The 12,702-nt window shown below is 46.7% G+C and carries 12 protein-coding genes; 7 read left to right on the top strand and 5 right to left on the bottom strand.

Annotated features, from left to right (window positions below; genetic code table 11):
* Nucleotides 1–59: 59 nt before the first annotated feature.
* Nucleotides 60–1,451, bottom strand: coding sequence for a hypothetical protein (locus HNR50_RS20555; protein ID WP_184748689.1), 1,392 nt, complete (start codon nucleotides 1,449–1,451; stop codon nucleotides 60–62).
* A gap of 53 nt (nucleotides 1,452–1,504) precedes the next feature.
* On the opposite strand from HNR50_RS20555, the gene HNR50_RS20550 reads away from it, so the two are divergent.
* Nucleotides 1,505–1,789: a hypothetical protein gene (locus HNR50_RS20550; protein ID WP_184748688.1), complete on the top strand. Its 285-nt coding sequence runs from the start codon at nucleotides 1,505–1,507 to the stop codon at nucleotides 1,787–1,789.
* Here the strand turns inward: HNR50_RS20550 and HNR50_RS20545 are convergent.
* From HNR50_RS20545 to HNR50_RS20535, 3 genes are read right to left on the bottom strand one after another with little or no spacing between them, the layout of a single operon-like run.
* On the bottom strand, nucleotides 1,758–3,119 hold the full coding sequence (locus tag HNR50_RS20545; protein WP_184748687.1) for a dicarboxylate/amino acid:cation symporter: 1,362 nt from the start codon (nucleotides 3,117–3,119) through the stop codon (nucleotides 1,758–1,760). The two genes, HNR50_RS20550 and HNR50_RS20545, sit on opposite strands and share 32 nt — an antisense overlap.
* A gap of 19 nt (nucleotides 3,120–3,138) precedes the next feature.
* Nucleotides 3,139–3,540: an OsmC family protein gene (locus tag HNR50_RS20540; RefSeq protein ID WP_184748686.1), complete on the bottom strand. Its 402-nt coding sequence runs from the start codon at nucleotides 3,538–3,540 to the stop codon at nucleotides 3,139–3,141.
* A 52-nt stretch (nucleotides 3,541–3,592) separates the two neighbouring features.
* Nucleotides 3,593–4,636 carry a PLP-dependent cysteine synthase family protein gene (locus HNR50_RS20535; protein ID WP_184748685.1) on the bottom strand — a complete coding sequence of 348 codons (1,044 nt, stop codon included), beginning with the start codon at nucleotides 4,634–4,636 and terminating at the stop codon, nucleotides 3,593–3,595.
* A 176-nt stretch (nucleotides 4,637–4,812) separates the two neighbouring features.
* On the opposite strand from HNR50_RS20535, the gene HNR50_RS20530 reads away from it, so the two are divergent.
* Nucleotides 4,813–6,258, top strand: a complete 1,446-nt coding sequence (locus HNR50_RS20530) for an aminotransferase-like domain-containing protein (RefSeq protein WP_184748684.1) — start codon at nucleotides 4,813–4,815, stop codon at nucleotides 6,256–6,258.
* Between the two features lie 52 nt (nucleotides 6,259–6,310).
* Here HNR50_RS20530 and ilvC read toward each other — a convergent pair whose 3' ends face one another.
* Complete coding sequence (gene ilvC / locus HNR50_RS20525; protein ID WP_184748683.1) at nucleotides 6,311–7,777, bottom strand: ketol-acid reductoisomerase; 1,467 nt, start codon at nucleotides 7,775–7,777, stop codon at nucleotides 6,311–6,313.
* A gap of 344 nt (nucleotides 7,778–8,121) precedes the next feature.
* Here ilvC and HNR50_RS20520 point away from each other — a divergent pair, with 344 nt between their 5' ends.
* The 5 genes from HNR50_RS20520 (at nucleotide 8,122) to HNR50_RS20500 (ending at nucleotide 12,678) form a co-directional block, all read left to right on the top strand.
* Nucleotides 8,122–8,535 (top strand): ATP-binding protein, encoded by a 414-nt coding sequence (locus tag HNR50_RS20520; RefSeq protein ID WP_184748682.1) that lies wholly within the window; start codon nucleotides 8,122–8,124, stop codon nucleotides 8,533–8,535.
* Between the two features lie 13 nt (nucleotides 8,536–8,548).
* Nucleotides 8,549–9,832, top strand: a complete 1,284-nt coding sequence (locus HNR50_RS20515; protein ID WP_184748681.1) for a [Fe-Fe] hydrogenase large subunit C-terminal domain-containing protein — start codon at nucleotides 8,549–8,551, stop codon at nucleotides 9,830–9,832.
* Nucleotides 9,825–10,631, top strand: a complete 807-nt coding sequence (locus HNR50_RS20510; RefSeq protein ID WP_184748680.1) for a TrmB family transcriptional regulator — start codon at nucleotides 9,825–9,827, stop codon at nucleotides 10,629–10,631. The genes HNR50_RS20515 and HNR50_RS20510 overlap by 8 nt, the downstream gene beginning before the upstream one ends.
* Nucleotides 10,628–11,572, top strand: a complete 945-nt coding sequence (locus HNR50_RS20505) for an AEC family transporter (RefSeq protein ID WP_184748679.1) — start codon at nucleotides 10,628–10,630, stop codon at nucleotides 11,570–11,572. Before HNR50_RS20510 ends, HNR50_RS20505 begins: the two co-directional genes overlap by 4 nt.
* A 167-nt stretch (nucleotides 11,573–11,739) precedes the next feature.
* A complete protein-coding gene (locus HNR50_RS20500) occupies nucleotides 11,740–12,678 on the top strand; it encodes a DUF898 family protein (protein ID WP_184748678.1) in 939 nt (312 codons plus the stop codon).
* The last annotated feature ends 24 nt before the right edge of the window (nucleotides 12,679–12,702 follow it).

Here is a 12,702-nt window from a genome sequence, read left to right as displayed (position 1 = left end):
CATACCGACCCGGATCCGGGAAGGTATGAAAACCTCAATGTTAAGCCTGGCGACTGATTTTATTTTACAAGAGAGAACAGAGCGTCAAGAGCCTCTGTGTAAGTCTTGTAATTCGCTCCTTTTACGCCGTTTTCATCGACATAATCGGGCTGGATGTTATCCCATGTGTACATGAGCTCTATCTGTCCGAGGATAGGATCGGGATTGCCTGAGGCGTCCTTGTTGTCTTTGTTGTAGACGAAAACGTAGGGAACCCACAATTTGTTGGCAACGATTTCTTCACCGGCCTCATTGGTGTATCTGATTCCTTTCTCAAGCGGTGTCTCTGTAATAATGCCGGGGAAGTATTTCCTGACCATATCCACATAGAGGTAGGCAAAGGGGTTGTTCGAGTCACGGAGATTGTATTTGCTGTTGTCAAATCTGGTATCGTAGTTATAGACCGTGTCTATATTGTATTTCTTCGCGTATTCGTTGACGTACTTTATGACGGCCCGTGTGTTTCCGCACCAGGGACCACCGAATATGAAAACGTAGGTTCCTTCGCTGTCCAGTATTCTTGTCGTCTCAACATAGGAAGCGGTTTCGATTACCCAGGGCTTGTCCGATTCATCGAGAATCGTTGTGCCGGCCTTGGCATTGTATGCTGTGGAGAAGTAGTCGAAGTCAGTCATGTAGTCGAGCTGGGCCACGCCGTCTTTGGAGATGTAATCGAAGAGAGGACGTATGGTCCGGCGGTAGGCTTCGATTTTTTCCTCGTCGTCTTTTCCATCGGTCTGAAAATCGTCTTCCCATACAAACATTTCCTCGTATTGGGCCACGATGGGAGCGGGATTGCCGTTGGCGTCTTTGTTGTCCTTGTTGTAAACCATCAGAAACGGGACATACATTTTGTTGGCCAGAGCTTCTTCGCCCGCTTCGTTCGTATAGCGGATACCGCTTTTCTCTCTATCGGCTATGGTGACGATATTGGGAAGATAAGTATTAACCATGTCTACGTAGAGGTGTCTGAATTCGTTGTTGTTATCTCTTAAATGGGCTGCGCCGCTCTTTCCATCTATCCTCCAGTCGAAGTTATAGATCGTTTTTACACCGTATTCCTTTGCCACATCGTTGATCTGCCCGATGACAGCCTGTGTATTGCCGCACCACGATCCGCCGAAGAGAACCATATAGGTGCCTTCGCTTTCAAAGAGTTTGATCATCTGGTCATAAGTCATTGTCTTGTAGACCGGGTTTGGATCGTTGAGGTGGGCATACTCATTGCTGTTGAAAAACTCATAAGTATCGTTGATTCCACCCTTATCGACCGGCGCTTCCATTTTCATTTCCGATCCGGCTTCAGCCTGAGATTCTTCCGCCTGCTGTCCACCGGCCCACAGAGCCCCTCCTGAAATCAAGAGCCCGAGAAAAAGAACAAGAACCCTGACGAACCGTTTTTGCATTTTCATAAACTGTCTCCTTTTATACTTGGCAAAAATTAAAAACTAATTATTGTGATTTCATGTCATATCAATCACATGAGCTGTCGCTGCCCGATGGTTTTTCCGCAGCCGGAACGAACTCCGAATTGGAAATCGATGAGGATTGCTCCGTTGCCGGGGCTCCGAAAATGATACCACCCTCCCTGTCGGATCCCATCGGCGGCGGCGGGGCATTGGCAATCTGGTATATAATTACGAATGACATTGAGATGATTACAACTATCATGCCTATTAAAAGCAGTAGCGGATTTCTTTTCATTTTTCCCTCCTGGCTTATGCTGTCTCAACAGCAGATTTTTCACTGAAGTCCTGAGAATTGAAAGCGTCTCTGTCAAATTCTCCCAGCTTGTTGGCGACGACGACAGAAGTCATCATGTCTCCGGTCACATTGGTAGCCGTCCGGAACATATCAACGATAAAGTCGACTCCGGCAACCAGACCGATGGCTTCAACCGGCAGACCGACAGTCGTGAGCGTTATGACTGTAAAAGCTGTCGCTCCCATGGGAACGCCGGCGCTGCCGATGCTGGCCACAATAGAGACGATTATTATCGTCAGATACTGAATGACCGTCAGCTCTATGCCAAAGGCGTTGGCTGCGAATATGGAAACCATGGCCGGGTAAATACCCCCGCAGGCATCCATATTCATAACAGCCCCGATTGGACCGACGAAGTTGGCTACTTTGGAATTCACTTTCAGCCGGTTGATCATCGTGCTGACTGTCAGGGTAAGAGTTCCCATACTTGACCGGGATGTGAAGGCCAGAATCATGGCCGGAGAAGCGGCCTTGATGAATTTGACTACATTGACCCTGGACGTGGCATATAGAATTCCTCCGTAAACGATGACGATATGAATAACGCAGGCCAGAGCGATTCCGATTACAAAAAGACCCAGATGGGAGATCGCGGCTATGCCCGTATAAGACATCCAGTAAGCCATAAGACCGATTACACCGTAGGGTGTCAGCCGGATTACCAGATGAGCGACATTAATGACAATGGTCAGAAGGGAATTCATGAAATTCTTAAAGGGCTCGACAGATTCCGGTTTCTCGCCGATGGCTATGACGGCGGCGATTCCGATGAACAGGGAAAAGACCACCAGCGGAATCATGTCCGTATTGGCGGCGGAACTGACCGGGTTGGAAGGAATGAATCCTCTCAGCTGGGTAATGACGTCAACGATTCTTTCGGGTTCGCGAGCTTGAAGCCCCTCCGTGGAGATGCCCTTTCCGATTTTCATTACTGAAGCGAGAACCAGGCCGAGAATACTGGCGATTGTCGCCGTTGTCAGAAACATCCCGATGGTTCGTCCGCCCATCTGCTTCAGCTCATTCTGGCTTTTCAGGTTCATCAGGCCGACGATAATGCTTGTCGGAACAAGCGGGATGATCAGCATCCGCAATAGATCCACATAACCGTAACCGATAAGTGAAAACCATTTTCTCACTTCGGCTGTGTTTTCTTCGTGACCCCAGAAGTGAAGGGCCAGTCCCAGTATCATGCCGAGTATCATGGCTATGAAAACCCTTGTAGAGAATGTCAGGTTCGTACCTTTTTCCAGGATCCCTGTAATTACGAGCAAGGCTGCAAAAATTACAAGCCAGGGAATAATTGTTACCCAATTCATATTGTCCTCCGATATTTAGTTACTTGAATAATATGACCGACTGCAGCTGAGCCACTTTTGTCAGTGTGTTGTAGATCGAACAGTATTTTTCTGCCAGTTGAAGTGATTTTTCAAATCTGGCTTTGATTTTTTCATCATTTTGTGCAGCCCCCGTAACAGTAAAAACGATTTCGGCCTTTTTTAAAAAAGCCGGGATTTCTTCTCTTTTTTCTCCGTCGATCGTTATGGACACTTCTTCGTATTCAAGTTTCTTTTTTTCGATTACATCGAGAAAAGTAGAATACATGCATGAAGCGAGTGCAGTAAAAAGGAGTTCATAGGGGAGCCACTTGTCCTCTGCCACTTCTAGTTTGTTTCCGGTTCCATTTCTGGATATGCCGTTAAATCCATTTTTGAAATCAATGGTTATTTTGTTTGCCATTTATATAAATCTCCTTTGCCATTTTTAGAATTAGTACGGGAAACCTTTACCATCAGACGGCTGATTCCTCTGACTCTTTTCCGCACAACGTGCAGATTCTGCTCAGGGTTCGAACTGACAGAAGTTCTATTTCCGTGGATATATATCCCTTTTTGACAGGCTCAACCCGCGAAAGATCTGTCGTAAGATACTTCTTGTTGTCGTCGGAGAATACAGTCACGACCGTACTGTCCCCGCCCAGCCTGTCCTGGGCGATGACCGAGCCGATGAAGTTCGCACCCGATGAAATCCCGATGCCCAGGCCGAGGTGCGCGAGTTTCTGGGCCATAATAATGGCGTCGCCATCGTCGACGGAAAGGATTTCGTCGAGCGAGGCCAGATCGACTATGGAGGGAATGAACTCATCAGATATGCCCTGAATCCTGTGTGCGCCGGTTTTGTATCCTGTGGACAGAGTCGGTGAATTGGCAGGTTCCAGTGGATGTATTCTAATCGAGGGATTCCTCTCTCTCAGGAACTTTCCAGTGCCCATAACAGTTCCGCCGGTACCGACTCCGGCAATAAACGCATCGGGGAGAAGGCCTGAATCTTCAAGCTGCATCTGGATCTCCGGACCTGTTCCAATGTAATGGGCTTCTGTGTTGTCACTGTTATCAAACTGCTGGGGCCTGAAAGAACCGCCTTCTTTTTCCGCCAGTTCGTCAGCCATTCTTATGCTTCCGAGGAATCCTCCCTGCTCTTTTGAAACCAGGATGATATCGGCTCCGAAGCTCTTTATCAGATTGATTCTTTCCCTGCTCATCCAATCGGGCATGAAAATCGTAACAGGATGGCCAAGATACCGACCGATCGCCGAAAAAGCGATTCCCGTATTGCCGCTTGTCGCTTCGATGATTCTGTCTCCCGGTTTTATGGAACCGTTCTCATAGGCTTTTCTCAGAATATGAAGAGCCATACGGTCCTTGATACTTCCTGTAAGGTTGTAGTTTTCCGCTTTAGCGTAAAGTCTTCTTTTCCCGCCTCTGTAGAGAAAAGAGATTTCAAGAAGAGGGGTGTTGCCGATGAGGTTTCTGATCCCCTTGATTTGTTCTGTCATAAGAATTTCCTACCATTTCCCGGTATATGAATTAATGCTAATATCCTATTGTCGAGAAAGAAAGCCCCAGAAGTTTATAAAGTTCATGGGCACAGTGCACAATAAGTTGTTCTGTGTCCTTTAAAAATGAAAAAACTGTACCCAAAAGGACTCAAAACTGTGCTATTCTGTCTATAATGAGTTCACATGATGAGAAAAAGAAGCAGCCTCTATATCAGAAAGTAGCCGATGATATTGAATCTCTCATTCTTCAGGGAATGTATGAAACCGGTTCGAGAATTCCCTCCATACGAAAAATGAGCGAGAATTTAAAGGTCAGTATCAATACGATAAAAGAAGCCTATGCCATACTTGAGAGCAGGCAGCTTGTGGAGGGGCGTCCCCATCGAGGGTATTTTGTCAAAGACATAGATGTCAGGAAGCTGCAGATCCCCGATCCGGCACATTCCTTCAGACCCAATACGCTGGAAATCACCGGCAACTTCATGTTTCAGAGGATCCTGGAAGAAGTCATGGACAGCCGGTATGTCCCTCTGGGAATGGCGACTGCCTCTCCTTCGCTCCTTCCTCTTCAGGATTTCAGTTCGCTTATATCCTCCATGACGGAAAATCAGAAGAAGCAGAGTCTCATGTATGCTCCTCCGGAAGGCATGCCGGAATTGAGGAATGTCATAGCCAAAAAGCTGCTGGACAGCGGTCTGACGCTGACAGCTAATGACATTCTGATCACCTCCGGATGTGAAGAAGCTCTGTTTCTCGCGCTCAGTGCAATAACAAGTCCCGGAGATACCATCGCGGTACAGTCTCCCATATATTCCAATCTGGTCCTTACTTTTAAAAATCTGGGACTGAAAATACTGGAGATCCCTTCAGATCCCGATGACGGAATCTCTCTTGACATTCTCGAATACGGAATTGAACACAATGAAGTAAAGGCATGTCTGGTGATAAGCAATTTCAATAATCCCACAGGGAGCGTGATTCCGGACAAAAACAAACGGAGGCTGACAGATATATTGAAGACTGCGGGAATTCCGCTTCTCGAAGATGATGTCTACGGCGATCTCTATTTCGAGGGGACCCGCCCCTCCACCTGCCGCACTTATGATAAAAGCGGCAATACGGTTCTCTGCTCGTCTTTTTCCAAAACAGTCTCTCCCGGATTGAGAGTGGGATATATCGTTCCCGGAAAATTCAAGGATGCTATCATTCAGCATAAAATAGGATCCAACATATGCACTTCGACCATATCCCAGCTTCTTTTGTCGAACTATTTGCAATCAGGAGGCTATTACAAACAGCTCAGAAAGCTCCGGAGCGAAGTCGGAGAAAGAATGAAGATGCTGAGAGAGGATGTCAGAAAATTTTTCCCGCAGGGTACGAAGATGACCGATCCCAAAGGCGGTTATACTCTCTGGGTGGAATTGCCCGGTAATGTGTCGGGACTCGATTTATATGAAAAAGCCATTAATGAGAACATCGCCATCGTTCCCGGAGGTCTGTTTTCCCAGAATAATCTTTTCAGAAGATTCATTCGCCTTGACGCCGGTTGCTACAGCAGGAGCATCAGCTATGCCGTTGCCAGACTCGGTGAACTGACGATGGAACTCATGTTTAAATAAAAAAGAGGCTGTCCGTAAACAGCCTCCTGGAAGAAGGAGATTCAAAGTGAAATTAAATTATGGCTTTCATTGCCGTCATGTAGGAGCGGAGAGTTTTTCCGATCTTTTCGACGCCGTGATTCTGAATGCTTTCGTTCACTTTTATCAGTTCGACGTTGTCGACTGAAGAGTCTTCAGGCGAGTAGGGCTTTCCGATAACATCGGTTTTAACCCCTTTCATGAAGTCGGTCAGCATGGGAATCGCCTGATTGGCAAAGAGATAACAGCCGTACTCCGCTGTGTCGGAAATGACTTTGTTCATCTCATAGAGTTTCTTCCGGCTGATCAGGTTGGCAATGAGGGGCACTTCGTGAAGCGACTCGTAGTACGCTGACTCTTCTTTTATTCCCGAATCTGTCATGGCATCGAAAGCCAGTTCGACACCGCATTTGATCATGGCAATCATAAGGACGCCGTTGTCGAAGTATTCCTGTTCTTTTATTTCCATGGTACCGGCATCCTGCTTTTCGAAAGCTGTTTCTCCGGTTTCTTCACGCCATGTCAGAAGGTTTTTATCGTCATTGGCCCAGTCTTCCATCATAACGCGGGAGAATTCGCCGCTTATGATATCGTCCATATGTTTGTAGTAGAGGGGTCTGAGAATATCTTTCAGCTCATCTGCCAGTTGATTGGCCTTTATCTTGGCCGGGTTGGAAAGCCTGTTCATCATGTTGGTGATTCCGCCGTGTTTCAGGGCTTCCGTAACGGTTTCCCAGCCGAACTGTATCAGTTTGGCCGCATAAGCTGTATCGATTCCTTCGGCGGCCATTTTATCGAAACAGAGAAGCGAGCCCGCCTGCAGCATTCCGCAGAGGATGGTCTGCTCACCCATCAGGTCTGATTTTACTTCTGCCGTAAAGGATGACTGAAGCACTCCGGCTCTGTCGCCTCCCGTTGCTGATGCATAGGCTTTGGCCATTTCGAGACCTTCTCCCCGGGGGTCATTTTCAGGGTGGACCGCTATGAGGGTCGGGACACCGAATCCTCTTTTGTATTCTTCACGGACCTCGGATCCGGGAGACTTGGGGGCGACCATGATCACAGTGATATCTTCACGGACCTGCATACCCTCCTCAATAATATTGAAACCGTGGGAGTAGGCAAGGGCGGAATTTTTCTTCATTAAAGGCATGACGGCGCTGACGACAGCGCTGTGCTGTTTGTCGGGAGTCAGGTTCAGGACGAGGTCCGCATCGGGAATAAGTTGATCATATGTCCCGACTGTAAAACCGTTTTCCGTCGCGTTTTTCCAGGACTGTCTCTTTTCCCTGATAGCCCCTTCTCTGAGCGCATAGGAAATATCCAGTCCGCTGTCCCGCATGTTCAGTCCCTGGTTCAGACCCTGGGCTCCGCATCCGATTATAACGATTTTCTTTCCTTTGAGCTTGTCCGCTCCGTTGAACTCGTCCCGGCTCATAAACCGGCAGGTTCCGAGCTGGCTGATTTTTTCACGCAGTGAAAGGGTATTGAAGTAATTCATATACAATCCTGTCTCTTTCTACAAAATTTCCCGGTGTTTTTCAGAGGGTTGTGTTTTTTTCGCTCTATTTTCTTTCTATTGGAAGAAACAAAGCCGATATTTGGACAAAAATCCGTCTAAAAACCTTCCGGAATTGAAAAACATTATGATTTATTGAAAAAAAATGGTCAACAATAGCAATCCAAAAATCTGAAATAATACTTAAATATCTTTATTGTTGCTAAAGTGCCGGGTGCTAATCCCCCATATTTGGAAGGATAATTCATTGCTCATTGAGCTATTGTATAGTATCTTATTGTGGACTGCGGAGCAGTACCGATCGGATTACTTGGGATTTATTATTTATGGAATTTCACTTTGATGTTTGCGGTGAGGATTACTCCATGGCCGGCAGCGCTTCGGGGGCGATCAAGAAGAAGCTGAACCAGCTGGGGCTTCCCGCTTTAATAGTTAGAAAAACTGCCATCGTTATGTACGAGGCGGAAATCAATATGGTTATCCACGCCGGCGGGGGAGTTGTCGACGTTACCATTACTCCGGAAGTCATCACCATCATTCTGAAGGATGAAGGTCCCGGTATTCCCGATATTGATAAAGCTATGGAAGCCGGTTATTCAACGGCTTCCGACAAAGCGAGAGAATTGGGCTTCGGTGCCGGAATGGGGCTGCCCAATATTCAGAAAAACTCCGATGGTTTGACGATCGAAAGTGAAGTGGGAAAAGGCACAACTGTTACGATCGTCGTCAAATTGAAATAACAGGAAATGTGATATGTATAAGCAATCGGTTCAGCTCATAGTTGATAAATGCATTGGCTGTACGAATTGTATAAAGCGGTGCCCGACCGAAGCCATACGGGTTCAGAACGGCAAAGCCCAGATTATCTCGGATCGCTGTCTCGACTGCGGAGAGTGCATCAGGGTCTGTCAGTCAAATGCCAAAATCGCCATCTCTGATCCTCTATCGGTCATAGATGATTACGATTATAAAATAGCCATCCCCGCGCCTTCTCTTTACGGGATTGCCGACAGCCATATCAGCACGGACAGGATTCTTACGGGATTGAAGTATCTCGGCTTCGATGATGTCTTCGAAGTGGCCTCCGCAGCGGAAATCATAACCAAGCGAACAAATGAATTTCTCAGCAGGAACGAAGGGCGCGGACCTTTTATTTCTTCCTCATGCCCCGCGGTCGTCCGTCTTGTCCAGGTTCGCTTTCCCTCATTGATCGATCATATCATCCCTTTTATCTCTCCCATGGAGCTGGCTGCACAGATTGCGAGAAACCGTGCCGGTTCGGATAAGGGTAAAGTCGGTGTCTTTTTCATATCTCCCTGTGCTGCCAAATACTCGGAGATCCGCGATCCCCACAGAAAAGAGAAATCCGCAGTCGACGCTGTCATCGGAATCAAGGATATTCAGGTCAGTCTGCAGCGGCTTATTGCTTCGGATATGGAAACGGAAAAACTGGCTATGGCTTCAGGAGCGGGGATCGGATGGGGCCGTATCGACGGCGAGGCGAGAGCTCTGGCGACGGAAGGTGTCATCTCGGTAGACGGCATTTCCAATGTCATCGCCCTTCTCGAGGAACTGGAAAACGGTAAAATCGATCAGTTCCGGTTTATAGAGCTTATGGCCTGTCCCGGCGGTTGCGTCGGCGGCCCCATGACTCTGGTCAATCCCTACGTGGCCAAATCGATTATACTGGAGAGATGGGACAGGAAAGAAGGGGTGGTGTGCGAAGAATGCGGTCCCATGAAAGATATCCGATGGACCGAAGAATTGACTTCTTGCAACTTCATGAAGCTCGATGATGATTACGAGAAAGCCATGATGATGCTTCAGAGGCTTGAACTGATTGAGAAAAATCTGCCCGGTATAGACTGCGGTTCCTGCGGAGCACCCACCTGCCATGCCTTTGCCGAAGATATTGTCAGAGGAAGAAATGAAATAACCAGCTGCATATTCGTACTGAGAAAGAAGATCAGGCAGCTGACAGATGAAATGATAAAACTGGAAGATGCTCTTCCCTACAGGTTGGATAAAAATGAGTGATAAGACTTTGGAAACTATACTTTCGAATTTAAAGGATCTCGGATTTACGGAATACGAGGGAAAAGTCTATATGGCCCTTATCAATGATCACCCTCTCAGTGCCTATAATGTGTCAAAAAACTCCGGCGTTCCCCATTCCCGGGTATACGATATAACCAGAAGGCTTATTAAGAAAGGATACGTCACATCCAAAGGCACCAATCCCGAGCTGTTTTCCCCCATATCGCCGGAAGAGCTTATCTCCCGTCTCAGGCGCGATAATTCAAAACTCACATCGGAGCTGAAGCAGCAGCTCGATTCCATTAAATTCACTGCCGACTTCGATCCTGTCTGGAACCTATCGGGACGGACCGAAGCTCTGGAAATGGCGGAACAACTGATCGGCGAAGCCGAGACCAATATATTTGTCGGCCTCTGGGATCATGAGCTGGAGTATCTGGACAAAGCCTTTAAGAAAGCCGAAAAGAGGGGAGTGAAAATTCATATTCTCCTCTACGGAGAAGGCAAGCCGGATTTTGCCGATGTCTACTATCACAGTACGGAGAATCTCGAAGATATCAATGAAGTCGGGCGTTCTCTCGATCTTGTTATTGATTCATCAGTCTGTATTACGGGCAGCCTGGGCGGAGTCGTACCCTGTCAGGCCGTCTGGACCAGAAACAAAGGTTTGATCAAGTCGATCGAGGGCTTTATCATTCACGATTTCTATATTGCCGAAGTCAGCGATTATCTCGGAGACAAAGTCGATGAGATATTCGGTAAGAATTTTGAAAAGCTCCGAAAGAAGTACGGTCATTGAGCAGTTTCCTATTTTCCGTCAATGCTGTTTTACCGGTATTTCTCCTTATCCTCACAGGTCTCGTTCTCCGGAGACTGGCGCTTATTGACGAGGGGTTTATAAACGTCTCTTCCAAGCTGGTTTTCAAAGTAGCTCTGCCGGCTCTCATTTTCAGTAAAATAAGCAGAGTTGATTTTCTGAGCCTTCTGAACGGGAAGGAGATCTATACAATCTTTTTTCTGGTCAGCGGCGGTTTTTTTCTGATATTTTTTCTTTCCGGTTTCTTTATTAAAAACGGAGCGGAAAGGGGCGCTTTTGTTCAGGGAGCTTTCCGGAGCAATATCGCCATCGTCGGGCTGGCGATCATTATTAATGTATTCGGGGATTCAGGCGCCGCAAGAACGGCCATATCTCTTGTGCTGATTTTCCCTCTTTACAATATTTACGCTGTTATGGCGCTGGTCATTCCCCTTCAGAAAGAGAACGCCGGAACCATTAAGATGATTTTGAAAGCTATAGTGACCAATCCTCTTATCATAGCCGTTATTGTTTCCCTTCCTTTTTCACTCCTCTCTATCGATACAGGGAAAGTCTTCGAGACTTTTACCGGCTATCTATCCAATCTGACTCTTCCTCTGGCTCTGATAGGTGTCGGAGGATCTTTGAATTTCTCCACTTTCAGTGAGAAGTTTTCCAAAGCCTTAGCTTCAGCACTGATAAAACTGGTTTTCTATCCGGTTCTGGTGGTGATCATTCTCCTGGCAGCCGGCATCCGCGGAGAGTCTCTCGGAGTTATATTTATCATGCTCGGTTCGCCGTCGGCCGTCTCAAGCTATGTAATGGCCAAAGCGATGGGGAGTGACAGCGATCTTGCCGCAGGAATCATTGTTCTGACGACTCTCGGGTCTGTTTTGACCCTGGGGTTGGGAATCTTCCTTATGAAAAGCTACGGACTTATTTGAAACAGGATCTCTCAATAACAAGATGCATCCTTGATTTATCAAGATCATCGCTTTTCTTTTCCGGGTGATTAATTCTCATTATAAAAATCATTCTTTCGGAAAAGACCCCTTCTCAATTGCCTCTTGTCGTTTTATAGTTTAAATCTATAATTTCGGAGGCTTGTTGTATGATAGAAAAATTTGTGTGCCGTATAGATGGCAAGGAGCTTTTCAAGAAAGCGATTGTTTATCTCCTTTCTTATCTCGTGTGTATTTTCGGTCTTTTTCAGATGGCTTTTCATGAGATATGGGCAGGTTATGCCCTTATGTTCATTCTTTTGTTTATTGCATCTGTCGCATTGCAGTATCAGTATCTCTCTTCATTTATTCCCGCGGTATCCCTTGATGGAAAACCTTTTGATTTTTCCGGAACCTTCGGCGGTTATATGAAAATGAATTTGAAGGGAATATTGCTTTCAGCCATAACTCTGGGAATCTACTCTCCCTGGTATTCGGCTGAATATAACCGGTTTGTAGCCGATAACTCTTCCTATCCTGAAAAGACTATCGCTTTCAATGGTAAAGGGGGAAAGCTTTTTGTTTATATGCTGGTCGGCTTTTTTCTCCCATTAGTCGTGGTAATCGCCATCGTTACGCCTCTTTATATTTCTGCTATCAAGGGGAATTCCGGAGCTTTGGTTCTGGCGGGGGTGGTTTACTTCGTCGGAGTTTTTCTCATCTCTTCTCTTCTGGTCGTACTGGAATATAAATGGATGATGGATTACAGCTTCGGCAATGACGATATCAAGCTGACTGTATCCACCCCGCGGGCCATGTTTTTCATTTTCGGACAGATTCTTCTCGGCATGATAACAATGGGTCTTTATCTCTTTGCGGCCGAAGTTAAGATATTCGCCTACATTGCAGAACGCACGGTTCTGTCCGATACCCTTTCCGGAAAAACACGTAAAGTAAGATTCACCGGTGCAACAGTTGAAGGTTTCTCCCTGTTCCTCGGGCAGACTCTTTTATCGCTTATTACCCTCGGGCTGTATATGCCTGTCGCCTATGCAAAAACGACTAACTGGTTGATCTCTCATCTGGAGATCGCCGACGAAGCTGTTTAATTAATAATTCAGATCCCGCCGGGA

It is taken from the genome of Spirochaeta isovalerica (genome assembly GCF_014207565.1).
Classification (GTDB): Bacteria; Spirochaetota; Spirochaetia; order DSM-2461; family DSM-2461; genus Spirochaeta_F; species Spirochaeta_F isovalerica.
The sequence above is the reverse complement of the archived record's forward strand: the minus strand, read 5'-3'. Positions and strand labels throughout refer to the sequence as shown.